We start from the raw sequence: 24783 nt of genomic DNA on the forward strand, positions 1-24783 counted from the left end.
GCTTGAGTCAAACCATAAAGCTCAATTGTCTACCAGCGACAAAGGTCGTGCGACAGACTCAAGTGATTTGCGCTCGGCCGCTACGCCCCAGATCGACTGCACTATACCTGCAGCAATCATGAGACTGGCGCCAATGGCATAGCCGTAGAACACATTGACTCGGCTACCACTCTCAATCAACTGGCCAAACAGGGTCGGGCCAATAATCCCGCCAAGGCCGGTACCAAAGGCATAGAACACGGCAATTGCCAAGGCCCGGATCTCTAACGGGAATGTTTCCGCTACGGTCAGATAGGCGGAGCTCGCTGCAGCGGAAGCGAAGAAGAAGATAACCATCCAGGCAATCGTCTGAGTCGTCGCATCCAGCATACCCTGCTGGAACATGTAGCCTGTAATGATGAGCAGTACACCTGAGATAGCATAGGTTGAGCTGATCATAATCCGGCGACCAACTACATCGAAGAGGCGCCCCAGCAGCAGTGGACCGCAGAAGTTACCTAGCGCAAAAGGCAAGACATACCAGCCAACGCTCTCGGATGGCACCCCATAGAAATCCGTCAGCACCAATGCGTAAGTAAAGAAAATCGCATTGTAGAAAAAGGCCTGTGCTGTCAGTAATGTCATGCCTACCATCGCACGCTGACGATGCACGACAAACAGGCTTTGGAAAACCTCCTTGAGCGGCGTGTGGTCCCGGCCACGCATGCGCAGGTGAAACTTGGGATCGACTGGCTCAAGTTTGTAGCCTTCGGCCTCGAAGCGTTTCTCGATGTTATCGACAATTCGCTTGGCCTCTTCCGGTTCGTTATGGATCATGAGCCAACGCGGACTCTCAGGTATCCACATCCGCATAAACAGAATGATCAGTCCAAGCACCGCACCGATCCCGAAGCACACCCTCCATCCCATATCGCCTGGAAGCAGATCGGGGTCCAGAAACACGATAGAGCCCATAGCTCCCAAGGCTGCACCAATCCAGAAAGAACCATTGATGGTCAGGTCAACCCAGCCACGATAGCGTGCCGGCGTGAACTCCTGAATAGTAGAGTTGATGGCCGTGTACTCGCCGCCAATGCCTGCGCCCGTCAGGAAGCGGAACAAAAGAAAGCTCCACAGGTTCCAGGAAAATGCTGTCAGAAACGTTGCGCCCACATACACGAACAACGTGATAAAAAACAGCTTGCGTCGCCCCAGACGATCCGTCAGCCAGCCAAAGAACAGAGCCCCCAACACTGCACCAGCGATATAAACCCCGCCTGCCAAGCCAATATCGGCACTTGTCAGCTGTAATGCCGGACTCGCCTTTAAAGCACCTGCAACCGAGCCTGCCAAAGTAACTTCGAGCCCATCCAGAATCCAGGTGATGCCTAGCGCCATGACCAGCAGGGTATGGAAACGCCCCCAGGGTAGACGATCAAGCCGAGCCGGAAGATTAGTCTCGTAGATATGTTCGTGCAGGTTTTTATCTGAAGGGGAATCCGCCTCGCGGACAGCGGAAACATCTGAGGCCGCCATATGTCTTGTCCTCACTATTTTTATAAAGGAGCCGCACAACACTGCGACTGGCGCTTTTGCACAGCTCGTCTACAAATTGAGAGCTGGGTCATATAAAAGTAGTTCAGCGAGGCGCTAAGCAACTCGTCGAGTAACAAGAAGTCCGAAAAAAGCTTTTTTTTAAGAAAAAGAAATAATGCGTTATCGGGAGAGCGACAATAAATAATGAAAACAATGATTCGCGGTACTTCAGCGGCTCTTTTAGCGTGCGTTTTTCCACTGACAGGGCAGGCATTCGAATTTGATGGCTATGGCCGTGTTGGCATAGGGGGAGCCGATGCAGGAGGAAAACAGTCCTGTTTCCAACTGCCAGGCGCGCCTGCCAAATACCGTCTGGGTAACGAGTGCGAAACGTACTGGGAGCTGGAAGGCCACCAGGAGCTATACAAAGGCGCCGATGGAACGCTCTGGAAACTCCACGGCATGGCTAGCCTGTATAACGTGTACGATAAGTCGCCAACGTTTAGTGGAGATAACGGCAGTGTCCGTTTACCGCAGATCTGGACGAGTCTGGCCTTGCCCGAGCTGAACGGCGGGGGGTTATGGTTTGGCCGCCGCTATTACAAGCGTCACGACATCCACATTAACGACTTCTATTACTGGAACCCGAGCGGCACTGGCGCAGGTATTGAAGACTATGGCCTGGGCGATACTGGGCTGCGCCTGAGCTATGCGTTCTCCCGCGAAGATAATATCGAGCAGAAACACAAGGCCAACCGACACGACATCAACTTGGGCGGCATCAAGGCCAACAAAGATGCAGAAATCGAAATTGGCCTGAGCTATATCCAGAAAGCCGGACACGTCGAAGACTCGCACAGTGGCTGGTCGATTTCCGCCGAACACAAGCAAGTAAATTTCTTTGGCGGTGAAAACCGTTTCACCGTCCAGTATGGAGAAGGTCCAGGTATCGGACTTGGGCAGACAGGCAACGTGCAGGCCGACAAGGACGTAAAGAGCATCCGAGTTCTTGAATCGCCTCGCTGGCAGATTACGCCGCGCTTTGGCGGAATGCTGCTGGCTCTCGTGCAGCGTGATCGCGCACCTAATAATGCAGGCCAGACATGGTATTCCTTTGGTGTGCGCCCCTCCTATGCATTTAGCGAGCACTTCAAGCTGTTAGTGGAAGCAGGTCATGATCAGATTGACCCTGAAGAAGGCGGCACTCGCAAGCTGACCAAGTTTACCGTCGCCCCAACGCTTGCCTTAGGCGGCATGGGCCTTCTGGACCGTCCTGAAATTCGGTTCTACTGGACCTATGCGCAGTGGAACCGCGCTGCACAGCTGAGCGCCGCGCAGGATACCGCTCTCTCCGACTCTGGAGCGTTTGGTTCCCAGCGCCACGGTTCTAACTTTGGCGTTCAGCTGGAAACCTGGTGGTAAAGTAACTTTATAGCCGTATCAAGCCATTAATTCCGATACGGCTATAAAAATTTCACAGCTCAGAAGCAAACGATCTTAGTCCCTTCTATTCTAGAAAGAACTTTAAGTTTCTCCCTGGGTCCGTTCTACCAAGCCCACCTCTGACATTTGTCGGAATGACTTGGAGATAACGTCATGAGCCATCTCGCCTGCGAGATGAACAGCGTGGATGCCTTTGCTCTAGACACCACTGACGGCCTCATCGAACGCTTCAAACAGGTTCGCGCCGCTACTGAAAAATTGTGTGCACCGCTTCAGACTGAAGACTACCTGATCCAAAGCATGCCCGATGTCAGCCCTCCCAAATGGCATTTGGCTCACGTCACCTGGTTTTTCGAAGCCTTTATTCTCAAGCCCTTCATGCCGAGCTATAAAGCGCTCGATCCAGCCTACGATTATCTTTTCAACTCCTACTATGAAACCCACGGCACCCCTTTTCCACGAGCCAAGCGCGGCCTGATCTCTCGGCCAACGGTTGCAGAGGTCTATGCCTTTCGACAGTGGGTGGATCAGGCAATGGTTGGTTTACTCAGCGACCTGCCAAAGCAGCACAGTGCAGAAATTGCTCGTCGTACAGAGCTGGGATTGCACCATGAGCAGCAACATCAAGAACTGTTGCTGATGGATATCAAGCATATTCTGGCCCAGAACCCTCTCCACCCGGTCTATCGGCAGGATCTAAAGCCAGGAGCGTCTACTGAGTCCGCACCTCTGAAATGGCACGCCTATCCGAGTGGTGTACGCCATATGGGACATAGCGGCAACGGCTTTGCCTTTGATTGCGAGACACCTCGCCATCGCGTCTTCGTCGATGAGTTTCAGCTGGCCAGCCGCCTGGTTACCAACGGAGAGTACATTGCGTTCATTGAAGACAATGGCTATAGCCGCAGCGAGCTTTGGTTGTCGGATGGATTTAGTCAGGTTCGACAAGCCGGTTGGCAAGCGCCGCTCTACTGGGAGAACGTGAATGGCCGCTGGCACTCCATGGGCCTGGGTGGCCTGCAACCGGTCGATGAGCATGCGCCTGTCTGCCATATCAGCTTTTATGAAGCCGATGCCTATGCTACCTGGGCAGGCGCTCGCCTGCCGACCGAAGCAGAATGGGAAGTGGCTGCAGCGGGTCTGTCGCATGTGGGTAATTTCGTCGAGCAAGACCACCTGGCACCCGTTGCATGCAGTGTTCAGGCTTCCGAACAGCCGCAACAGATGTTTGGTGATGTCTGGGAGTGGACAGGTAGCGCCTACCGCCCCTACCCCGGCTTTAAGCCGTTGGATGGCAGCCTGGGCGAATACAACGGTAAGTTCATGTCTGGGCAGATGGTCTTACGAGGGGGTTGTTGCGCCACACCTGCTGATCACATTCGCGCTACCTACCGTAATTTCTTTTATCCAACCATGCGTTGGCAATTTGCCGGCCTTCGCCTTGCAAAGGAGATCTGACCATGGCTTTAGCGGTTCGCTTCTATGATCAGCAACCAGATGTCGCTGGCGACTCCCTGCGTGAAGATGTCCTGAACGGCCTGGCAGCAGAGCCCAAAGTGATCGCGCCCAAGTACTTCTATGATCAGCGGGGCTCCGAGCTATTTGAAGCAATCACCGGTACACCGGAGTACTACCCGACTCGTACTGAGGAGCGCATCCTGACCGAGGCCGCCAATGACATTGCAGCCATCGCCGGTCCTGGTACGACGCTCATGGAATTGGGTAGCGGTGCCAGCCGCAAGGTTCGTTTGCTACTGGAAGCGCTGCGCCCCCAAAGCTACCTGGGCGTCGATATCTCCCGCGACTTTCTGTTGTCCAGTACACACCGCCTGGCCGCGGATTACCCTTGGCTCGACGTAAGTGCATTGTGCACAGACTTTACCCAGCCGATGGAGCTCCCCCGCACACTAAGTCAGTCGCCAGTGCTGGCATTCTTTCCAGGCTCAAGCATTGGAAATTTCACACCGGTGGAAGCGCGCGCTTTTCTACGTAACCTTCATCGACTATTGCCTCCCGGCAGTGGCCTGTTGATCGGCGTGGATCTGATCAAGAGCAAGGCCCGCCTGGAAGCTGCCTACAACGATGCGGAAGGAATCACTGCTGCTTTCAACCTCAATGTGCTGGAACGTATTTGTCGAGAACTGGATACCGACCTGGACCCGTCGCGTTTCAGTCACTATGCCTTCTACAATGAGCAGCAGTCTCGAATTGAAATGCACCTGGTCAGCCGGCGTGCCCAAACCATTCGCATCGAAGACCAGCGGTTCATGTTTCGCCAAGGCGAAACGCTCCATACTGAAAACTCTTATAAATACAGCCTGAAAGGATTTGAAACCTTGAGTCGAGAGGCTGGATTTTCTCCCATTGCCGTGTGGAAAGACCCTGGCGCCCTCTTTAGCGTGCACTACCTGGGTAAGTGATCTGACAGGTAAAGTCAATTTTCTTGCGCATGGCCAACAGTTAGGTTACTCATGATGCCGATGCGCCACTCTGGCGCAGACGCCAAGGCTAGGCTATTCCTATAGTGATATTTAACCGTTGCGGTTATTTTAAATAACTGTTTAGCGGAAATGAGCTGTAGAGCGCTCATGCGTCAGTATGAGTGTGTTATTTAGCAGACATGTCTGCAGGATTTAGCTTATGAGTAACGGCGCTGCCCTCCCGCCTAATGAAGTTGAGCGCTTGGCCGCTTTGCGCAGTTCAAATTTGCTGGACAGCCCGGCTGACCCCGCATTTGACCATATAGCCGAAATTGCTACCGAACTCTTCGACGTGCCTATTGCCATCGTTTCGCTGGTGGATGAGCACCGGCAATGGTTCAAATCCATCCGTGGGCTCGACGCACAGGAAACGCCTCGGGATATATCGTTCTGCTCTCATGCCATCCTGGATGAAAACATCATGCAGGTGCGTGATGCCCAGACCGACCCACGATTCAAGGATAACCCACTGGTAACCGGTAACCCCGGCATACGCTTCTATGCCGGCATTCCGTTACGGACCCACGAGGGCCTGGCCTTAGGCACCTTATGCCTGATAGATACCAACCCACGGTCTGAGCTCAGTGGTACCCAGGTACGACTTCTCAGTAAACTACGTGACATGCTGATGGAGCGCATCGAGACGCTCCGCTCGCTTAGTTACGTAGACCCCGTCACTCAGCTTCCTAACCGCAGCCGGCTTCTAGAGGATGCGGAATCAATGCTGCGCAGCTCCGAAGAGCTCCTAGCGGTCTCCATGGATGTCTTTGATCCGTTCTATTTGAACGGTCTGCTTAATGCACTTGGTCAGGATCATTACGAAGGACTGCTGCAGTCCATTAAAGAGCGCCTGCTTTCCCTTCTGCCCCAGGGAATACGGTTGTACTCCATCGGGACGGCTCGCTTCGCCTTTTTGATCCACGGAATGTCTGACCTGCAAAGCAAGGAAGTGCTCGACTGCATCGAGCGCGGCATGACGGGCCTTATCGACTACAACGGTATTCCCATCGAAACGCGCCCCGGCCTGGGCATCCTCAAACTCCAGCCAGGCGATACACGAGACTGGCTGAGAGCGCTGATATCGACAGCCGATGTAGCGCGTGAACGGCGTATGGGAAGCCGCTATTACGACTCGGACCATGACTTGGCTCAGCAGCGAGCCTTTGCCTTGTTGAGCAGCCTGCCGGTGGCCCTGCACAGCGAAGGTCAGCTCTCCTTGTTTTATCAGCCCCGTGTAGACCTTAAGACAGGTACATGCCGTTGCGTAGAGGCTCTGCTACGTTGGGCTCACCCTAAACTGGGAGCCATTGGCCCTACCGAATTCATTGCGCTGGCTGAAAAGACGGCCTTGATTCGCTCCATCAGTTATTGGGTGATCGATGCCGTACTGAGTCAGTATGCACTTTGGAAGGCAGACGGCCATTGCTTCAATGTCTCGATCAATATCTCCTCCCACGACTTGGAAGACCCAAGCTTTGCCGAGCGTGTCGCGGAAAAGTTGGCCAAGCATGGCGTGCCGCCCACATGTGTAGAGTTTGAAGTGACGGAAAATTCGCTCATGTGCAACTTCGAGAATGCCCGAACTCAGTTGGATGCGCTCAGGCATTTGGGGTCATCCATCTCAATCGATGACTTTGGCACCGGATACAATAATCTGATTTACCTACGCCAGATCCCTACGGATTACATCAAGATCGATCAGAGCTTTATCCGTTGCCTGCCAGGTGATGAGAAGGACGCACTCATCGTACGGACCATGATTGAGCTGGCTCATGGATTGGGATATGAAGTCACGGCTGAAGGCGTAGAGACACCAGAGATCCTGGAGACGATACTGGCTTTGGGTTGTGATGAGGGTCAGGGTTATCACATCGCCAAGCCGATGGGCGCCATTGAACTTGAGGGCTGGCTCAAACGCCCTGGAACGTCTTACCTCTCTGGGCAGGATGGCTCGCCCTTTCCGTCCTCATACATGACGAATTAACCCAGGGCGAAGTTGGCCCTGCAGGAGCAGGGCCACCCTACTCACTCTGCGTCTGTCTTTTTACGCTTGAGGGGCGCCATACCATCCTGGCTCACTATTTTAGAGGCGCTGGGACGCTTGGGCCGTGGAGACGTTTTGGTTTTGGTTGCAGGCTTCTTAGTGTCAGTCTTTTTCTTCTTGGTACTGGCAGCCTTACCGGAGGCTTTGAGTTTTTTGGGCCCTTGGTAAGTACCTTTGAGCGGTTGTACCACACGACGCTCAAAACGTAGCTTCAAGTAGCGCTCAATGCTAGACATCAAATTCCAGTCGGTATGGCAAATCAACGAAATTGCCACTCCCGCCTCGCCGGCACGCCCGGTACGGCCGATACGGTGTACGTACTCATCACCGCTACGTGGCATATCGAAGTTGATGACCAGATCCATGCCTTCGACGTCCAAGCCACGAGCGGCTACATCCGTAGCAACCAACACGGACACAGCGCCCTGCTTCAGTCGCTCCATAGCCAGCTTGCGGTCTTTCTGGTCCTTTTCGCCATGCAACACGAACACCTTGATATTGCTGGCCGTCAGGACACCGCCCAGACGATCAGCCTGTACGCGGGTATTGGTAAAGACGATGGCTTTACGATAAGTCTCATGGGCAAGCAACCACTGGAGCAGGCGCTCCTTGTGAGCGACATCATCTGCCGTAATGATCTGCTGGGTCACCGCCTCGTTGAGTTCGCCGGTACGGTCAAGCATGAGCACTTCCGGCTCGCGCAGAACATGCTCGATAACAGTACGCAGAGTATTGCCGCCACTGGTAGCTGAAAACAGCAGCGTCTGCCGGGACTCTGAAGTGCACGCATCAGCCAGCTTGAGCACGTCCTCGGAAAAGCCCATGTCGAGCATCCGGTCTGCTTCATCGAGCACGAGAAAATCCACATCGTCCAGCTCAAGGCCGCCGGTATTTAAATGCTCGATCAGCCGCCCAGGCGTTCCAATAAGGATCTCTGGATTCTTGCGCATTGCAGCGGCCTGCTCCTTGAAGCCCTCACCCCCAGTAATGAGTCCCGCCTTGAGGAAAGTGAATTGAGCAAAACGCTCGACTTCCTTAAGCGTCTGCTGGGCAAGCTCGCGTGTAGGTAAAAGAATCAGCGCCCGCGCACCCGCTTGAGGCTTGGGTTCAGACAACAGCCGGTGCAGAATCGGCAGCACGAATGCTGCCGTCTTGCCGCTGCCAGTACGGGCAGTAACACGCAGGTCCCGTCCATCCAGCGCCGGGCCGATCGCCGCCTCCTGAACAGGGGTGGGCTTTTTGAATTTCAGCGTGTCCAGTGCCTTGAGCAGACGCTCGTGCAGGTCGAAATCGGAAAACAAGGACGCATACCTCAAAGAAAATCGTAGTTCTGCCGCATAGCCTACCGGTTACGCAACAAAACCGCTGCCTTATTTAGCGTAGCGGTTATTCCAGCTTCCCAGCGGGAAGCTCGTCGATGTGGCAATAGGCTGCCTGGAGATCAATCGCCAACTGGCGCGCACGCCCTAGCCGTACCGGAGCACGCTCGGCATCTATGACAAGGATGGATGCGTCTAGCCGAGGCAGTGAGGTCCAGGCACGTATACGCCCATCGGTTAAGAGTGCAATATTTACCCGTCCATTTCCATGATGCCGCCGATGCTGTTGCAACCACTCATGCGCCTGAGTGAGAGACTCCATTAGCGGTGTACCGCCTCCTGCGCCAAGGGTTTCAAGCCAGTCTGGTATACGCTGAGTGGCGCGCCGAGTCTGGGAAAGCCACTGCGGGCCTGCGCCTGCCGCTCCTAGCACCGCTACGCTTGCCCGTGCACGATAAGCCTGCTCCAGGTATCCCAACAGCACGCCTTTGGCCTGCACCAAGGCCCCATGACGACGCATGGAAGCGGAGGCGTCGATAATAAACAACCACTGTTCGTCAGGCTTTTGGGAGCGAGGCTGCCGGACTAGATCAGTTACTTGCCGAGGTCGCCCCTTCAAAAGAGTAGGCACCCAGGCAATCGGCCCCTTCTCGCCCGAGCACGAAGCACCATGCTGGCCATTGCTGGCCTCTCCCGGTAAGGGTCGAGCATTCGTCGCCCGGGTTGGACGACGAATGCTCAGCGCTTTTTTGGCCAGGCGTCGCCTGAACGCTTCTCTCCAATCGCCGTAGCCTGGGGCGGTAACTCGCCCCACTGCCCTTGACCACTAGCAGGACTCTGGGACGGCCCGGACGCAGGATTACTGATAGACGGTGGCGGCGGCGCATCTGGAGAAGACGGCTGGCGGCGACGATGCCGCAGTGCAAATTCCTCTACCGCATCGATATCCTCTCCGGTAATAGCCTCGTGGCCGCGCCAAGCCGCATGGGCGCGGGCTGCCCGTAGCCAGACAAGATCCGCACGCATGCCATCTACCGCTGCCGCAAAGCAGCGCTCGGCAATATGTGACAGCGATACATCGTCCAATGCGATACCCGCCAAGCGCTCACGCGCAGCCTGACAGCGTTGGGCGAGAGCCGCCTGCGTCTCGGCCCAGTGAGTTACGAAACTGTGCGGATCAAGATCAAATGCCAAACGGCGGCGCATGATCTCGGCACGTTCCGCAGGAGCAGGATGAGCGTTCAGCGCCACGTTAAACCCAAACCGATCAAGCAGCTGAGGCCGTAGCTCTCCCTCTTCAGGATTCATGGTGCCGATTAAAACAAAACGTGCCGAATGACGATGGGAAATCCCGTCACGCTCTACGGTGTTCACACCACTGGCGGCCACATCAAGCAACAGGTCAACCAGATGGTCCGGCAGCAGATTGACCTCGTCCACATACAGTACGCCCCCGTCTGCCTTAGCCAACACCCCGGGTGAGAACTCCGCGCGTCCTTCGCCCAGTGCAACATTGAGGTCCAGCGTACCGGTGATGCGTTCCTCGCTGGCACCTAACGGCAAGGTGACAAAGGACCCTCCAGGCATCAAGGCCGCTACGCCTCGCGCCAGGGTCGACTTCGCCATACCACGCGGCCCTTCGATCAGCACCCCACCAATCCCCGGATCGATGGCATTAAGACACAACGCCAGCTTCAACGAATCGGCACCTACAATGGCAGCCAAGGGAAATTGCGGGGTATCAGACATATCTATGCTCATTTATGGGCTGGTATTATGCAAAAAAGCTTAATCAGCTTTCTTCACTGTCCATCAGAATATTTTCCAGTGCTTCGCGGTAGTGCCCCGGCTCCTGCCAAAGCCCACGCTGTTGAGCCTCAAGCAATCGCTCAGTCATCTCCCGAAGGGCGTCAGGGTTGTGTTGCTGGATAAACTCACGGGTCGCGGGATCAAGCACATAGGCATCGGCCAACAATGCATACTGGTGATCATCTATCAGTTGTGTTGTGGCATCAAAGGCAAACAGATAGTCCACCGTTGCTGCCAGCTCGAAAGCACCTTTATAGCCATGCCGCTTCACACCATCAATCCACTTGGGATTGGCAGCACGTGAGCGAATGACACGGTTGAGCTCTTCCTTAAGGGTACGGATACGCGGCGACTCGGGCTGGCTATGATCACCGTGGTAGGACGATACCGCTTCGCCCTGCAACGTCTCAGCGGCGGCCAGCATGCCGCCTTGAAACTGGTAATAATCGTCTGAATCCAGTAAATCGTGCTCGCGATTGTCCTGATTATGCAGGACGGCCTGTAGACGACCGAGCCGCTCGACGAAGCGTTCCCGGGCCGGCGTGCCCGGATCATCTGCCCCATAGGCATAGCTGCCCCAATTCAAGTACACCTCGGCCAGGTCATTACGGGACTGCCACTGTCGCTCATCGATAGGACCTTGCAAGCCCGCCCCATAGGCGCCGGGCTTGGAGCCGAACACACGCCAGCCAGCCTGTCGCCGCGCCTCAGGTGCGCTAAGCCCTTTCGTCTCAAGCATCTGTCGTTCAGCGCGGACACGGGCTGCCAAGGGATTCATATCGTCCGGCTCGTCCAACTCGGCAACAGCCTGCACGGCGGCATCGAACAGGCGGATCAGGTTAGCGAAGGCATCGCGGAAAAAGCCGGACACCCGCAATGTAACGTCTACACGGGGCCGATCCAGGATCGTCAAAGGCAAGATCTCGAAATCACTGACGCGCTGGCTACCCGTTTGCCAGACCGGGCGTACACCCAACAAGGCCATAGCCTGGGCAATGTCGTCACCGCCCGTTCGCATAGTGGCTGTTCCCCACACGGACAAACCCAACTGACGCAGATAATCGCCGTGGTCCTGCAGATGGCGCTCCAGCAACAGATTGGCCGACTGCCAACCGATACGCCACGCCGTTGGGGTAGGCAGATTACGTACGTCCACCGAATAGAAATTGCGTCCGGTAGGCAATACATCGAGTCGGCCCCTGCTGGGTGCGCCACTGGCACCCGCCGGGATAAAACGTCCTGCCAGCGCGTTGATGATACCCTCTGTTTCAGCGGGACCACAGGCGTCAAGCAGCGGTGCGATATGAGTTCTGATCTGATCCAGCACACGCCCAGCTCTGGGCCATTGTGCTTTGGTTAGCTCACCGCCAAGCACTTCCTGAATCAACCGGCCCGCCAATAGCTCAAGTCGCTCGCGGGTATCCCCCGCAATACGCCATGGGTCTGAGCTGATCGACAGCAATAGCTCTGGTCGCGGGCCCTGCCATGGCGCGCCCAATTCAGCATCCAGAGGATCAAAATTTAGCCTTAGATCATGGGCCAATGCCTGTAACAGACTGGCATTACCGCCCTGCCCGTCGCCGCGAGGAATACGTACCAGCGCCAGCAGCGTGTCGAGGCGCAAGCGGTCGCATGGAGACTCGCCGAAAATATGCAACCCATCGCGAATCTGCGATTCCTTCAGCTCACAGAGATAGGCATCCACCTTGGGCAACCAGTCTTCCGGGGCTTCTCCTTCTGTCAGTTTCAGCTCCAGATCTAGGCTGGTATTACGCAACAACTCTGCAATATCACTTTGCAGTTCTCGGGCACGGCGCGGATCAAGTAACTGGGCTTCATAAAATTCATCAGCAAGTTGCTCAAGGTCACGTAATGGGCCATAGCTTTCCGCACGCGTCAGGGGTGGCATCAGGTGATCAATGATCACCGCTTGGGTCCTTCGCTTGGCCTGCGCACCTTCACCCGGATCATTGACGATAAAGGGGTAAATATTAGGCATCGGACCGAGCACGACATCCGGCCAGCACGTTTCAGACAGGCCTACCCCCTTCCCAGGCAGCCACTCAAGATTACCGTGCTTGCCTACATGTACAACCGCATGAGCGCCATAGACATGCCTCAGCCAGCAATAGAACGCCAGATATCCATGGGGTGGCACAAGATCGGGGTCGTGATAGACCGCACTAGGGTCGAGGTGGTATCCCCGCGCAGGCTGTATACCTACGAACGTCAGCCCGAACCGCAGTCCGGCTACCATCATACGGCCGCCACGAAACATTGGGTCCTGCTCGGGATCACCCCAACGCTCCCGCACAGCGTCCTGGTTTTCTCTGGGTAGTTGAGCGAAGAAACGCCGGTACTCTTCCATGCCCAGACTTTGGTGGCAGGGACGTAGATCCAGGCTGCCCAAGTCATTCGTTACGCCACCCAATAGCGCATGGACCAAGGCTGTTCCGCTCTCCGGCAATCCCTCAACAGGATAGCCTTCACCCTGTAATGCTCTAAGAATGTTAAGTGCAGCGGCAGGCGTGTCCAACCCTACACCATTGCCAATACGACCATCACGGGTGGGGTAGTTAGCCAAGATCAAAGCGGTACGCTTTTCACTGTTCGGGAGCCTGGCTAGCAGGATCCAGCGCCGAGCCAACGCTGCAACAAAGTCCATCCGCTCCCGCACTGGCTGATAACAGACTACGTCGCTCTGGCTGCGCTCATCTCTCCATGCCAAGCCTTTAAAGCTGACGGGACGTGTAATGATTCGCCCGTCCAGCTCCGGCAAGGCAATATGCATTGCAAGGTCTCGTGGGCCGAGCCCTTGGGCGTTTTCCCTCCATCCCTGCTCGTTATCCTGAGCGCAGATAGCCTGCAATACCGGTATATCGCGGCGGAAAGGCCGAAGATGAGGCGCGTCTGGATTGGACTGAGCAAATCCCGTTGTATTGATGATCAGCTCGGCCTCTACTGAATCCAGCAGCGCCTCGACATCCGCAAGACAAGCTGGCTCTTTTAGACTGGCCACTGCAATAGGAAGCGGGTTGACCCCCTGAGCCGCCAGAGCTTCGCAAAAAGCATCAATGAAGCCTGTGTTGGCCGCCTGCAAATGGCTGCGGTAAAACAGCAAGGCCGCCACTGGACAGTCTTGCTGCCAACGCTGCCGCCACGTGCTGAGTGCATCTCCTTCGGGGCTAGACGTATACACGGCAACACGCGGTAGCGGCTGAGGCTCAGCCCACGACTCGTCACGTCCCAACCATTGCCGGCCGATAAAGCGATACAACATGCGAGCATTATCGAGGCCGCCCTGCCGCAGAAACTGCCAGACCCGCTCGGCATCCTGAGGCGCTGCGTTACCCAGTGCCATTAGCTCGGGATCGGACTTATCGTCACCGGGTACAAGAATCAGCCTGGCACCCCGGGCAGCCAGTTCGACCAACTGGTCCACGCCGTAGCGCCAATACCCGGCACCACCCAATAATGAAACAACGATGACCTTGGCATGCTGAAGCACTTCGTCAACATACAGATCCACCGACGCGTGATTCATCAGCTGCATGGGATTAGCCAGGCGCAAGCTGGGAAAGTCCTCAGGCAATTCACGTGCGGCCTCAGCTAGTAACGCCAGATGCGAGTCGGCGCTGCACAGGATTACCAGATCCGCCGGCGTCTGCGCCAGGTGAGCGATTCCGTCGTCAGGTGTGAAGCCGCCGGGCTGGGTCCTGAGTAAATGCATCTCTTAGGCCAGTGTGCTGCGTAGCTCGGCGCTGATAGCGGCCTGGTCCAGTTCCTGCCCGATTATTACCAGACGCGTTTGTCGAGTCTCATCCGCTTTCCAGGCGCGGTCAAAGTGCTTGTCGAAGCGAGTGCCAACACCCTGAACCAGCAAACGCATCGGCTTGCCTTTAATGGCGGCAAAGCCCTTGATTCGCAGGATGCCGTGGCGCTGCACCAGCCCTGTCAGCGCGTCCAGCAAGGTGCTCTCCTCCACCTCCGGTAGATCGACGGAAAACGAGTCAAACTCGTCATGATCATGCTCTTCATGAGGCTCATGGTCGTGATGCGTCTTTCGCGCATCGATGTGCAGCTCGGCTTCCGCATTCAGTCCCAGCAGAACAGACAAGGGTAACTGACCGTTGCTGGCCTCAATGATCTTGACCGATTTCGGCAGCTCGCTTTCGATCTGGCTGCGTACAGCGGCCAAGGCCACTTGCGGCATCTGATCGACTTTGTTCAGGATAACCAGATCCGCGCTAGCCAACTGATCCTCAAACAGCTCATGCAGTGGAGACTCATGATCCAGATTAGGGTCCAGCTGACGCTGAGCATCAACCTTCTCGGGATAGGCCGCAAATGTACCCAGCGCCACTGCCGGGCTATCTACCACAGTCACAACGGCATCCACAGTGCACGTGTTACGGATTTCCGGCCATTGGAAAGCCTGGACAAGCGGCTTGGGCAGGGCCAGACCTGAGGTCTCGATCAGGATATGGTCAATGTCTGCACGGCGGGCAACCAGGTCGCGCATCACTGGGAAAAACTCTTCCTGAACGGTGCAGCACAGGCAACCGTTCGCCAGCTCGAATACTCGCCCTACGGCCTCTTCTTCAGTACAGCCGATGCTGCACTGCTTGAGAATTTCACCATCGATACCGAGTTCGCCAAACTCATTCACAATGACCGCAATGCGGCGTCCCTGCGCATTTTCCAGGATATGGCGCAGTAGCGTAGTTTTACCGGCGCCGAGAAAGCCGGTAATGATCGTGACAGGAATCTTGGCCAAGGTTTTCATGAGCTGCCTTACAGAAAGGGACAGGCAGGCATGACGAAGACGCGCCTCTGCGCAGTCCAAACGCCATACCGGATCACCCCGCCCGGTTGTCGGAAAGGATACTGCTCATGCACAACTGGCAGTATCCAGAAAGTTGTTCAAGGCAGGTCTCCTGGCTCGCGGCAACGCCTCTCGCCTTCCCGCCCAAGGGCAGTGGCTTGATGAAAAGCGCAATTCGAACAACCGCTTACAGTTGCGGGGGCAGCTGCGGCCTTACACCGCATTCCCTCTTAGCTTCAGGCATTTGCTGAAGCACCTTGAAGGCGCAAAGGCTACGAGCGACACCTCCGGGTGTCAATCGATGAAGTTGACGCTCCGCCTGTGTTCGTGGTCTGCTTGCGCCTGATTTCAGGTGTCGCCACGCGGTTCGTGGCGGTGAAACGGGAAGCCGGTTCAAGTCCGGCACTGCCCCCGCAACGGTAAGTGAGCGAAGATCGATATCCACTGTGCTCGGCTGTAGAGCATGGGAAGGCTGGTCTTTTAGGCATCGGAGCCTCCTGCCCCGCGCCCCTCACAAGTCCGGAGACCGGCCTGATTGACTATTGAGCAACCCGCGGTGGGCGGGCGCAGCTGAATGGCGTGGCGCGTAAGCGACCGCGCTTTCGTGCGTTCCCTCATCCTCGCCACACTCCTTGGAGGGAATCCATGAATAGCCAATCCTTGCCCACGACGTCCACGGCGTCCATAAGTCTGACCCAGCGTCTGATTGCCGCCTCGCTGGCTTGTCTATTAGGTGCAGGTCTGGTCTTTCTGGCCGGCTTCTCGCATATCGATGCAATTCACAACGGCGCCCATGACACTCGCCACAGCGAAGGTTTTCCCTGCCACTGAGGCTGCGACATGTACAAACGCATCGCTTTTACGGCCGGGTTTGCCGGTCTTCTGGCTGCACTGGTTCTAAGCCTGCTGCAAGGACTCTGGATCACTCCCATGATCTTGGAGGCCGAGACTTATGAGTCTGCTGTCGAAGCACATACGCATACGGCTGATGCCTTAATTCATCACCATGAAGAAACCGCCTGGGCGCCAGATGATGGCTGGCAGAGAACGCTTTCGACATTAGGCGGCAATCTGGTCGTTGCGGTTGGGTTTGGCCTGATATTGGCTGGCCTCTTTACGCTACGAGCGCCCAGCCAAGCCTGGCAAGGCCTGTTATGGGGCGCAGCCGGCTACCTTGCCTTTTGTATGGCCCCGTCCCTGGGACTACCGCCGGAACTGCCGGGAACCGCAGCCGCTGAACTGACAGCACGGCAAGGATGGTGGGTCAGCACAGCTGCCGCCACCGCCTGCGCACTGGCCTTATTATTTTTGACACGTCAATGGGCGTTGCGTCTGGTCGCATTGGCCCTTTTGGCGCTGCCCCATATAATTGGCGCACCACAACCTGCCGGACAGGCAAGCCTAGCCCCTGAGTCCCTGCAACACCACTTCCAAATGGCGGCCCTTATTTCCAATGCTGTCTTCTGGATCGTGCTGGGCTGGCTAAGCGCCTGGTTCTACACCCGTGATATAGCTGAGAATACCTGATGACCTTAAGTAACAGCGCACCCGCCATTCTCGTCGTGGGGCATGGCACTCGCAGCAGGCCGGGCGTCGAAGAGTTTTTTCGCCTCGCCGAACACCTCAAGGACCGTTTCCCGGATCGCCTGTGCACTACCGGCTTTCTCGAGTTCGCCCGTCCGACTATTGCCGAAGGCCTCAACAAGCTGATCGCCGAAGGCGCTCGCAACATTACGGCCATCCCGGGCATGTTGATGGCCGCTGGTCATGCCAAGAATGACATCCCCAGCGAACTTAACGAGTTCATGGCCGCGAACCCGGAAGTCAAGATTACCTATGGGGTAGAACTGGGCGTCAACGCCAAGATGATGCGCGCAGCACGCGAGCGAATCGAAGCGGCCGAAGCAGCGTTTGGCGAAGGGTATCGCCGTGAAGAGACCTTACTGGTCGTTGTAGGCCGGGGCGCTTCTGATGCCGATGCGAACTCCAACATCACCAAGATCACGCGTTTCCTGTGGGAAGGCATGGGATTCGCCTGGGCCGAGACCTGCTATTCCGGTGTGACCAAGCCGCTGGTAGCCGACGCATTGCCTGTGGTGCATCGCCTGGGCTACCGCAATGTGGTTGTTTTCCCCTACTTCCTCTTTACAGGGCGACTGATCGACCGCATCTATGCAGATGTGGATGCCTATGCTGAAGCTCATCCCGAGGTACGTGTCGCCAAGGCCGGTTACCTGAATGACCATCCTCTGGTCATCGAGGCGCTGGTGGATAAGCTGCGCGAGACCGAGGAAGGTACAGGCAACATGAATTGCCAGCTTTGCCACTATCGTGAGCAGATCATTGGTTTCGAAGATCGCGTCGGAGCGCCTCAGTTCGGGCATCACCATCATGTTCGTGGAATTGGTACTGACGCTGACCATGATCACCATCACCACCACGGTCATCACCACCATCATCATGACCACGGTCATAGCCATGATCATGCGCTGTCTCCTGCCATGCCCGCTGCCGAGCCGCTGAAAGGCGTGCAAAAACTGACTCCAGCGGACTGATTGCATGCCTTTTGATTACCAGCACGACCCGGAAGCGATCGAGCGTCAGTCCTTCGAGCAGATCAGAGCGCTGACGGATCTCAGCGGCCTTGATGCCGACCAGACGCAGATTGCTATGCGTCTGGTGCACACCTGCGGCGAACCGGAAATCGTTCAGGCGCTGCACTTCAGTGAACGTGCCGTAGAGACTGGGTTAGCCGCAGTTTCCGCCGAGGCTCCTGTTCTGTGCGATGTAGAAATGGTCAAGCATGGCCTGACACGACGCATGTTTGGGGATCGCCCCTTGTGCTTCCTGAACGATCCCCGCGTTCCGGCGCTGGCAAAAGCAGCAGGTGAAACCCGTAGCATGGCAGCGCTGGAACTATGGGAGCCGCACCTGTCTGGCAGCATTGTTGTGATTGGTAATGCGCCGACCGCTCTGTTCCGTCTTCTTGAGCGACTTGAAGCGGGTGCACCGAAGCCTGCGCTGGTAATCGGCATGCCCGTTGGCTTTATCGGCGCTGCGGAATCCAAGGAGGCGCTGATGGAACATGGTCAGGCATTGGGCATTGAATGGATGGCGTTGAGCGGCCGCCGCGGCGGCAGTGCACTGGCAGCCGCAACACTCAATGCACTGGCGCGCGTGCAACGAGGAATACGCTGGTGACCGAGCGGATCTGGAGAGGCCCTACGCTGGAAGTGATCGGCCTGGGGTTGGCGGGTGAAGCGCTTTCCGCTGAGGCACGCCATGCACTCGATACCGCTGAACTGGTCATCGGCGCACCGCGTCACTTCGAAGCGCTCGAACGCTTAGGACTTACCGTTCCTCGGAGGGCTTATTTCCCTAGCCCGTTTTCCGCACTCTGGTCACTCCTGGCGAAACATGCTGATCAATGCATTGCCCTGCTCGCCTCCGGCGATCCCCTGTTTTATGGTCTTGGCGGGCATCTACGCAAGCATCTTGATCCTGAGCAGCTGCGCTTTTATCCGGCCGTCTCCAGCATTCAAGCCGCGTTCGCCCGGCTCGGGCAACCCTGGCAGGACGCCGAAGTCGTTAGCCTGCATGGCCGCCCCCTATCCAGCCTGCGCGCTTGCCTGAAAGTTAACCGCTGGTATGCAGCATTGACCGATGCCCGAAGCCATCCCGCTGCCATAGCAGGTGAGCTCCTTGCAGCTGGCTTTACCGATTCTACCGTTTGGGTGGCTGAGGACCTGGGTACCCATGACGAACGCGTATCGTCTCATCCAGCCAACCAGTTGAGTGCATCAACCGATACCTTCTCTCTGCTGAATGTAGTGATTTTCAAGACCTTGGGCGCAGGGGGCGTACTGCCCGAGTTTCCAGGCATCGCCGACACTGCCTTTAGCACAGACAGTGATGAGGCTGGCAAGGGGCTGCTGACCAAGCGGGAGGTACGTCTGTGCGCACTCTCCCTGATTGAGCCTCGTGCAGCCGATATTGGCTGGGACATCGGGGCCGGCTGTGGTGGTATCGCAGTAGAGTGGGCTCGCTGGAATGCCTATGGACAGGTACACGCGCTGGAATATCACCCGGAGCGACTAAGGCACCTGTCTACGAACCGTGAGCACTTTGGCGTCGTCAAGAACCTGCATATTCATGAGGGACGAGCGCCTGAAGCACTTACCGAGCTGCCTGCGCCGACCGTTATCTTTGTAGGGGGCGGCGGCCGTGATCTTGCAACCATCCTTGAGGCGTGCTGGTCGCAGCTTCCTTCAGGCGGGCGCCTGATTGCCACCGCAGTTACTGAAGAGGCGCGTGTGGCGCTGCATAGCTTTGCGCAGGCAATACCTGTCCCGACTGAAGATGAGTGGATTCAACTGGCCGTCTCCCGTGGCGATTACCTGGCAGGACAGCGGCTCCTGCGGCCACATCTGCCTGTCCTTCTTTTCAAGCGAATCAAACCATGACCGGTACGCTCTATGGCATCGGTGTCGGCCCCGGCGACCCCGAACTGCTTACTTTCAAGGCTGCCCGCCTGATCCGTCAATGTCCGGTGGTGGCTTATATTACCAATCAGCATGGAGCATCCCAGGCACGGGACATTGCGCAGGAGCACCTTGTCGTTCAGCTGGAATTGCCTATCCGCATGCCCTTCGAGCGCCAGCGTCATGCAGCGCTTGCCGTCTATGATCAGGCGGCCGGGGACATTGCCCAACAGCTTGAGCACGGACAGGACGTGGCCGTCCTGTGTGAGGGCGATCCTCTGCTTTTCGGTAGCTTCATCTACTTACATGACCGCTTGGGCGACCGCTTTCCTTGCCAGATCGTACCCGGCATCAGCTCGATCATGGCAGCCGCCGCCGCGGCGAGGCATCCGCTGACCCGACTAGAGCAGAGCCTGCGTATTCTGCCCGCCACTGGCGGGCCGGAACGCCTGCGCAGCGCCCTGGCTGAGCCGGGCCCACTTGTGATCATGAAGCCGGGCCGCTACTACGGTGAAATCCTGCGCCTGCTGCGCCATACAGGCCGCGACGTCAATAGCGTTTACGTCGAATATGCCAGCCGTGACACGCAGCGAATCATTCAATGCCACGAAGCAATGCCCGACGTTGAACAAGGGCCCTACTTTGCTTTGTTTCTGATCGGCGCGCAGTCATGCTAACCATTATCAGCCTGACCGATGCCGGCGCGGCGCTCGCTCGTCGGCTGCAAAACCTGGATAAGACCGCCGAATGGCTGCACCGTCCACAGCCCTTTACGGAGACGGTACAGCAACGCTTTCAAGCCGGGCATCGACTGGCACTGATCTGCGCCAGCGGTATTGCCGTGCGTACCCTCGCGCCGGTCTTACAGGACAAATACCGTGATCCGCCGGTGCTGGTGTTGGACGAAGCCGGTCAATTTATCATTCCACTGTTGTCCGGGCATGAGGGTGGCGCTAATGCGTGGGCCCAGGAATGGGCTGAACAACTAGGTGCCCAATGCATTATCACCAGCGCTCGCCGTTATACCCGCCCCCTATATATCGCTGGCCTAGGCTGCGAGCGGGGTTGTCCTGAGGCAGTACTGCACGAACTGATGACACATACCCTGGCTATTCATTCGCTGGCCATTGCTGACGTGAGCGGTATCGCCAGTATTGCCCTGAAAAGCGATGAAGTCGGTATGCTCGCATTAGCCGAAACGTTAAACGTGCCTATTCACTTTTTTGAGCCCGACACGCTCAACCGTTACGAACACCAGCTCACTCAGCGCTCCGCCATTGTTTTTCGCGAGACCGGCTGCTACGGCGTAGCAGAGGCTGCCGCCCTTGCGTTGGCCGAGCAAATGACAGGCGGTCCAGCCGAGCTGATCATTCCCAAACACAAGAACGCGCGTGCGACCTTTGCCCTGGCGCGCGCCTATCAGGACCCTTCATGACTGGACGTTTAGTTATCATCGGCACTGGCCCTGGCGGGCTGGAACATTTGAGCCCCGCAGCCAGCCACGCACTGGAGTCCGCCACGGATCTGGTGGCTTATCCTCTGTACGTAGACTTGCTTGGCGAAATCGTTGCCGGGAAAGCACGGCACGACAGCCCATTGGGTGATGAAATTGGTCGCGCCCGCCGCTCCCTTGAGCTGGCAGCCGAGGGCCGCAGTGTGGCCCTGCTTTCCAGCGGCGACGCCGGCATCTATGCCATGGCGACACTGGTTTTCGAGCTACTGGAGCATGAGGCACTGCCTGCCTGGAATGAAGTGGATATCGCTGTGGTGCCCGGCATTTCGGCCCTACAAGCCTGTGCCAGCCGGGTCGGCGCCCCGCTTGCCCATGACTTCTGCACGATCTCGCTCTCGGACCTGCTCACTCCCTGGGAAACTATCGAGACGCGCATCAAGGCTGCAGGCCTGGGCGACTTTGTGGTTGCCTTCTACAATCCTGTGTCCCAGAAACGCACCTGGCAGCTGGCTCGTGCGCGTGAACTGCTGCTGGAAAGGCGTCCTGCGGAAACACCTGTCATCATTGGCCGCAATGTTACTCGGGCGACCGAGCAGATCACCGTCACCACATTGGGTGAGCTAGACCCAACTCAAGTCGATATGTTGACGATCGTACTGGTTGGCAACAGTGAAACCCGCCGTGTCGGCCAATGGGTGTATACACCTCGCGGCTATGCCAAAAAGCTGGGAGCCGATGCATGACTGTTTATTTCATCGGCGCAGGTCCAGGCGATCCTGAACTGATCACTCTCAAGGGCCAGCGCCTGATTCACAGTTGCCCAGTCATCCTCTACGCAGGGTCTTTAGTTCCAGAGGCTGTGCTCCAGGGCAACACCGCTGAGCAGGTCATCAATACGGCAGAGCTGCATCTGGCAGAAATCATGGCATTGATCGAAGCAGCCCATGCAAAGGGCCAGGACGTGGCGCGCGTTCACTCGGGCGACCCCTCACTGTATGGTGCCATTGGTGAGCAGATCCGCCGTTTGCGTGAGCTTGAGATTCCCTTCGAAGTAATCCCAGGCGTCACAGCAACCTCTGCCTGTGCGGCACTCCTTGGCACAGAACTGACGCTACCGGATATCTCCCAGACTATTATTCTCACGCGCTATGCGGGCAAAACAGCCATGCCCGAAGGTGAGCAGCTGCCCGACCTCGCACGGCATGGCGCAACCCTGGCGATTCACCTAGGCATCAACCGATTGCACAAGATCGTTGAAGATCTGATTCCTCACTATGGCGCCGACTGTCCCGTTGCTGTCGTTCATCGCGCGACCTGGCCGGATCAGGATTGGGTCATGGGCACGCTTGAGGATATCCTAGCCAAAGTACGGGCCAAAGGCTTTCACCGTACCGCCTTGATTCTGGTCGGACGCGTGCTGGCACCGGATGACTTTTCCGAATCCTTTCTTTACCGAGAGGACAAGGCTCATGTATATCGTCCAGCATACAAGCGCCGCAAGAAAACCAGCGAGGAGCCACCCGCATGAGATTGATCGCCTACCAGAGCCCCTCTCCCAGGCATGATGCATTCATGTCTGGGGCGATCTGAAGGCGGTCAATACCTAATGCGAGAGGAGTCTCCCGAACGCAAAGGCCCCTTGCGCAGCGGCTTTACGACAGGCAGCTGCGCCACGGCTACCAGCCTGGCAGCGGCACGCCTGCTCCTGCTGGGCGAACCCAGCGACGCACTCACCATTGATCTGCCCAAAGGTGAAAAAACACTCCTGCTTCGTATCGAGCGCTGCGAGCGAACGGCCACAGGCGCCCTCGCCTCGATCATCAAGGATGCCGGAGATGATCCAGACGTAACCCATGGTGCGCGGGTTTTTGCCCAGGTCAGACTGACGACAGAGCCTGGCCTCATCTTTCAGGCTGGCCCTGGTGTTGGCACCGTAACCCGGCCCGGCCTGGTATTGGATGTCGGTGAACCCGCTATCAACCCGGTACCTCGACAGATGATGCGCCATCATCTGGAACGGCTCGCCCACAGCTGCGGCTACCGCGGCGGCTTTCAGGTGAGCATTGGTATTGAAAACGGCGAGGTGCTTGCACTCAAAACCATGAACTCGCGCCTGGGTATCCTGGGAGGCTTGTCTATTCTAGGTACGAGCGGCATTGTTCGGCCCTTCTCCTGTGCAGCCTATATCGCCTCTATCCAGCAAGCGATTGATGTCGCTCGCGCCAATGGCGAGCTTCACCTGGCTGCCTGTACGGGTAACGTCAGCGAGGCAGCCATGCAAGCCTATTTCGATCTACCGGAAATTGCGTTGATCGAAATGGGAGATTTTGTCGGCGCGGTACTAAAGCATGTTAAACGCGTGCCCGTGCCAAGGTTGTCGCTCTGTGGCGGCTTTGGCAAGATCAGCAAGCTTGCAGCCGGCCATATGGACCTGCACAGCCGTAGCTCCAGCATAGACCTGCCCTGGCTGGCTGAGCAGGCCGCAAGTCTGGGCGCGGATGCTGCTTTACAGGCAGCCATGGGCTCATGCACCACTAGCCAACAGGCACTCAAGTTGTCCCACGAAGCAGGCTATCCCCTGGCGGATCATATCTGCCGACTCGCCCACAACGTGGCCTTGAGCAAGTTACCTGCCAGCACTGCCCTCGATGTCTTTGCCATCGACCGAGCTGGCAACCTGATGGGCAGTGCGTCTTGAACCGGATTCTGCTACTCGGTGGTACTACCGAAGCACTGCGCTTGGCCTATCAATTGCCAGCCAATGCTATTTACAGCCTGGCCGGCCTGGGCCAGGTGCCAGACGACCTGCCCTGCCACTGTCATGTAGGCGGCTTTGGTGGTATCGACGGGTTGAAGCACTTTCTTGGCGAACAACAGGTTGATCTGTTACTTGATCTGACACATCCCTATGCCGAACAGATCAGCCGACACGCTCACGAAGCCGCCAGGCAAATGGGCATACCCTACTGGGTATTGCGCCGCCCGCTTTGGCACCCTTCCGCTGATGATGATTGGCACGACTGGCGGGAGTGGCCCGACATGATGGCTCAACTCGCATCTTTTACGCGCGTACTCATGGCCCTTGGCCGAGAGCCGTTAAATCATCTGGATGAGATCCCTCGCCACCAACACTGGTGGGTGCGCTGCCTGGGCTCGGAACAAATGCACCCTAACGTTAGCCTTTTGAGCGCAAGAGGGCCGTTCCGGCTGGAAGACGAGTACACGCTCTTAAAAGAGCAAAAGATTGAGGTAATCGTTTGTAAAAACAGTGGTAGTGCGGCCACCGAGGCAAAACTGATTGCTGCGCGAGAACTGAACATTCCTGTCCTGATGCGTACCCGGCCTGCCCTACCACAGGCGGATCGGATCTTCACTTCGGTGGATACCTTAGTGAAGGCGCTAGACCTCAGATAA

21 protein-coding genes and 2 riboswitches are annotated in these 24783 nt (G+C 56.9%); of the genes, 15 read left to right on the top strand and 6 right to left on the bottom strand.

Annotation, left to right across the window (positions count from 1 at the left end):
* Window positions 1–21: 21 nt before the first annotated feature.
* Window positions 22–1515 carry an MFS transporter gene (locus IEX86_RS05755; RefSeq protein ID WP_229685267.1) on the bottom strand — a complete coding sequence of 498 codons (1494 nt, stop codon included), beginning with the start codon at window positions 1513–1515 and terminating at the stop codon, window positions 22–24.
* A 204-nt stretch (window positions 1516–1719) separates the two neighbouring features.
* Here IEX86_RS05755 and IEX86_RS05760 point away from each other — a divergent pair, with 204 nt between their 5' ends.
* From IEX86_RS05760 to IEX86_RS05775, 4 genes are all read left to right on the top strand, one after another.
* A complete protein-coding gene (locus IEX86_RS05760; RefSeq protein ID WP_188865160.1) occupies window positions 1720–2937 on the top strand; it encodes a maltoporin in 1218 nt (405 codons plus the stop codon).
* A 174-nt stretch (window positions 2938–3111) separates the two neighbouring features.
* Window positions 3112–4416, top strand: coding sequence for an ergothioneine biosynthesis protein EgtB (egtB, locus tag IEX86_RS05765; RefSeq protein ID WP_188865161.1), 1305 nt, complete (start codon window positions 3112–3114; stop codon window positions 4414–4416).
* Between the two features lie 2 nt (window positions 4417–4418).
* Window positions 4419–5378: an L-histidine N(alpha)-methyltransferase gene (egtD, locus tag IEX86_RS05770; protein WP_188865162.1), complete on the top strand. Its 960-nt coding sequence runs from the start codon at window positions 4419–4421 to the stop codon at window positions 5376–5378.
* A gap of 220 nt (window positions 5379–5598) precedes the next feature.
* On the top strand, window positions 5599–7422 hold the full coding sequence (locus tag IEX86_RS05775; RefSeq protein WP_188865163.1) for a sensor domain-containing phosphodiesterase: 1824 nt from the start codon (window positions 5599–5601) through the stop codon (window positions 7420–7422).
* A 41-nt stretch (window positions 7423–7463) separates the two neighbouring features.
* Here IEX86_RS05775 and IEX86_RS05780 read toward each other — a convergent pair whose 3' ends face one another.
* From IEX86_RS05780 to cobW, 5 genes are all read right to left on the bottom strand, one after another.
* A complete protein-coding gene (locus IEX86_RS05780) occupies window positions 7464–8783 on the bottom strand; it encodes a DEAD/DEAH box helicase (RefSeq protein ID WP_373290398.1) in 1320 nt (439 codons plus the stop codon).
* 85 nt (window positions 8784–8868) lie between these two features.
* Complete coding sequence (locus tag IEX86_RS05785) at window positions 8869–9615, bottom strand: VWA domain-containing protein (RefSeq protein WP_229685268.1); 747 nt, start codon at window positions 9613–9615, stop codon at window positions 8869–8871.
* The gene (locus IEX86_RS05790; RefSeq protein WP_188865165.1) at window positions 9540–10550 is read right to left on the bottom strand and encodes a magnesium chelatase ATPase subunit I; all 1011 of its coding nucleotides are present in this window, start codon (window positions 10548–10550) and stop codon (window positions 9540–9542) included. Before IEX86_RS05790 ends, IEX86_RS05785 begins: the two co-directional genes overlap by 76 nt.
* Before the next feature lie 43 nt (window positions 10551–10593).
* Window positions 10594–14340 carry a cobaltochelatase subunit CobN gene (gene cobN, locus IEX86_RS05795; RefSeq protein WP_188865166.1) on the bottom strand — a complete coding sequence of 1249 codons (3747 nt, stop codon included), beginning with the start codon at window positions 14338–14340 and terminating at the stop codon, window positions 10594–10596.
* Between the two features lie 3 nt (window positions 14341–14343).
* Window positions 14344–15396, bottom strand: coding sequence for a cobalamin biosynthesis protein CobW (gene cobW, locus IEX86_RS05800; protein WP_188865167.1), 1053 nt, complete (start codon window positions 15394–15396; stop codon window positions 14344–14346).
* Between the two features lie 124 nt (window positions 15397–15520).
* Window positions 15521–15710, bottom strand: a riboswitch (cobalamin riboswitch).
* 58 nt (window positions 15711–15768) lie between these two features.
* Window positions 15769–15984: riboswitch (cobalamin riboswitch) on the top strand.
* Between the two features lie 96 nt (window positions 15985–16080).
* Between cobW and IEX86_RS05805 the strand changes: the two genes are divergently transcribed.
* From IEX86_RS05805 to IEX86_RS05855, 11 genes are all read left to right on the top strand, one after another.
* Entirely contained in the window at window positions 16081–16266 is a 186-nt protein-coding gene (locus tag IEX86_RS05805; protein ID WP_188865168.1) for a CbtB domain-containing protein, read from the top strand.
* 9 nt (window positions 16267–16275) lie between these two features.
* On the top strand, window positions 16276–16962 hold the full coding sequence (locus IEX86_RS05810; protein WP_188865169.1) for a CbtA family protein: 687 nt from the start codon (window positions 16276–16278) through the stop codon (window positions 16960–16962).
* The gene (locus tag IEX86_RS05815; RefSeq protein ID WP_188865170.1) at window positions 16962–17990 is read left to right on the top strand and encodes a sirohydrochlorin chelatase; all 1029 of its coding nucleotides are present in this window, start codon (window positions 16962–16964) and stop codon (window positions 17988–17990) included. The genes IEX86_RS05810 and IEX86_RS05815 overlap by 1 nt, the downstream gene beginning before the upstream one ends.
* 4 nt (window positions 17991–17994) lie before the next feature.
* A complete protein-coding gene (locus IEX86_RS05820) occupies window positions 17995–18636 on the top strand; it encodes a precorrin-8X methylmutase (protein ID WP_188865171.1) in 642 nt (213 codons plus the stop codon).
* Complete coding sequence (gene cbiE / locus IEX86_RS05825; protein ID WP_188865172.1) at window positions 18633–19898, top strand: precorrin-6y C5,15-methyltransferase (decarboxylating) subunit CbiE; 1266 nt, start codon at window positions 18633–18635, stop codon at window positions 19896–19898. The genes IEX86_RS05820 and cbiE overlap by 4 nt, the downstream gene beginning before the upstream one ends.
* On the top strand, window positions 19895–20593 hold the full coding sequence (cobI, locus tag IEX86_RS05830; RefSeq protein WP_188865173.1) for a precorrin-2 C(20)-methyltransferase: 699 nt from the start codon (window positions 19895–19897) through the stop codon (window positions 20591–20593). Before cbiE ends, cobI begins: the two co-directional genes overlap by 4 nt.
* On the top strand, window positions 20587–21351 hold the full coding sequence (locus IEX86_RS05835) for a cobalamin biosynthesis protein (RefSeq protein ID WP_188865174.1): 765 nt from the start codon (window positions 20587–20589) through the stop codon (window positions 21349–21351). Before cobI ends, IEX86_RS05835 begins: the two co-directional genes overlap by 7 nt.
* Complete coding sequence (gene cobJ, locus IEX86_RS05840) at window positions 21348–22112, top strand: precorrin-3B C(17)-methyltransferase (protein ID WP_188865175.1); 765 nt, start codon at window positions 21348–21350, stop codon at window positions 22110–22112. The genes IEX86_RS05835 and cobJ overlap by 4 nt, the downstream gene beginning before the upstream one ends.
* The gene (gene cobM, locus IEX86_RS05845; protein ID WP_188865176.1) at window positions 22109–22897 is read left to right on the top strand and encodes a precorrin-4 C(11)-methyltransferase; all 789 of its coding nucleotides are present in this window, start codon (window positions 22109–22111) and stop codon (window positions 22895–22897) included. The genes cobJ and cobM overlap by 4 nt, the downstream gene beginning before the upstream one ends.
* A gap of 78 nt (window positions 22898–22975) precedes the next feature.
* Window positions 22976–24067 carry a cobalt-precorrin-5B (C(1))-methyltransferase gene (locus tag IEX86_RS05850; protein WP_188865177.1) on the top strand — a complete coding sequence of 364 codons (1092 nt, stop codon included), beginning with the start codon at window positions 22976–22978 and terminating at the stop codon, window positions 24065–24067.
* Window positions 24064–24783: a cobalt-precorrin-6A reductase gene (locus IEX86_RS05855; RefSeq protein WP_188865178.1), complete on the top strand. Its 720-nt coding sequence runs from the start codon at window positions 24064–24066 to the stop codon at window positions 24781–24783. Before IEX86_RS05850 ends, IEX86_RS05855 begins: the two co-directional genes overlap by 4 nt.

Source organism: Pseudomonas asuensis (assembly GCF_014646755.1).
GTDB lineage: Bacteria > Pseudomonadota > Gammaproteobacteria > Pseudomonadales > Pseudomonadaceae > Chryseomonas > Chryseomonas asuensis.

Coding starts and splice junctions, on each gene's coding strand:
- IEX86_RS05815 (WP_188865170.1), top strand. CDS start 16,962: ATGACCTTAAGTAACAGCGCACCCGCCATTCTCGTCGTGGGGCATGGC.
- cobI (WP_188865173.1), top strand. CDS start 19,895: ATGACCGGTACGCTCTATGGCATCGGTGTCGGCCCCGGCGACCCCGAA.
- IEX86_RS05790 (WP_188865165.1), bottom strand. CDS start 10,550: ATGTCTGATACCCCGCAATTTCCCTTGGCTGCCATTGTAGGTGCCGAT.
- IEX86_RS05835 (WP_188865174.1), top strand. CDS start 20,587: ATGCTAACCATTATCAGCCTGACCGATGCCGGCGCGGCGCTCGCTCGT.
- IEX86_RS05810 (WP_188865169.1), top strand. CDS start 16,276: ATGTACAAACGCATCGCTTTTACGGCCGGGTTTGCCGGTCTTCTGGCT.
- IEX86_RS05775 (WP_188865163.1), top strand. CDS start 5,599: ATGAGTAACGGCGCTGCCCTCCCGCCTAATGAAGTTGAGCGCTTGGCC.
- IEX86_RS05820 (WP_188865171.1), top strand. CDS start 17,995: ATGCCTTTTGATTACCAGCACGACCCGGAAGCGATCGAGCGTCAGTCC.
- cobN (WP_188865166.1), bottom strand. CDS start 14,340: ATGCATTTACTCAGGACCCAGCCCGGCGGCTTCACACCTGACGACGGA.
- egtB (WP_188865161.1), top strand. CDS start 3,112: ATGAGCCATCTCGCCTGCGAGATGAACAGCGTGGATGCCTTTGCTCTA.
- IEX86_RS05805 (WP_188865168.1), top strand. CDS start 16,081: ATGAATAGCCAATCCTTGCCCACGACGTCCACGGCGTCCATAAGTCTG.
- IEX86_RS05850 (WP_188865177.1), top strand. CDS start 22,976: ATGCGAGAGGAGTCTCCCGAACGCAAAGGCCCCTTGCGCAGCGGCTTT.
- cobM (WP_188865176.1), top strand. CDS start 22,109: ATGACTGTTTATTTCATCGGCGCAGGTCCAGGCGATCCTGAACTGATC.
- cobJ (WP_188865175.1), top strand. CDS start 21,348: ATGACTGGACGTTTAGTTATCATCGGCACTGGCCCTGGCGGGCTGGAA.
- cobW (WP_188865167.1), bottom strand. CDS start 15,396: ATGAAAACCTTGGCCAAGATTCCTGTCACGATCATTACCGGCTTTCTC.
- IEX86_RS05760 (WP_188865160.1), top strand. CDS start 1,720: ATGAAAACAATGATTCGCGGTACTTCAGCGGCTCTTTTAGCGTGCGTT.
- egtD (WP_188865162.1), top strand. CDS start 4,419: ATGGCTTTAGCGGTTCGCTTCTATGATCAGCAACCAGATGTCGCTGGC.
- IEX86_RS05755 (WP_229685267.1), bottom strand. CDS start 1,515: ATGGCGGCCTCAGATGTTTCCGCTGTCCGCGAGGCGGATTCCCCTTCA.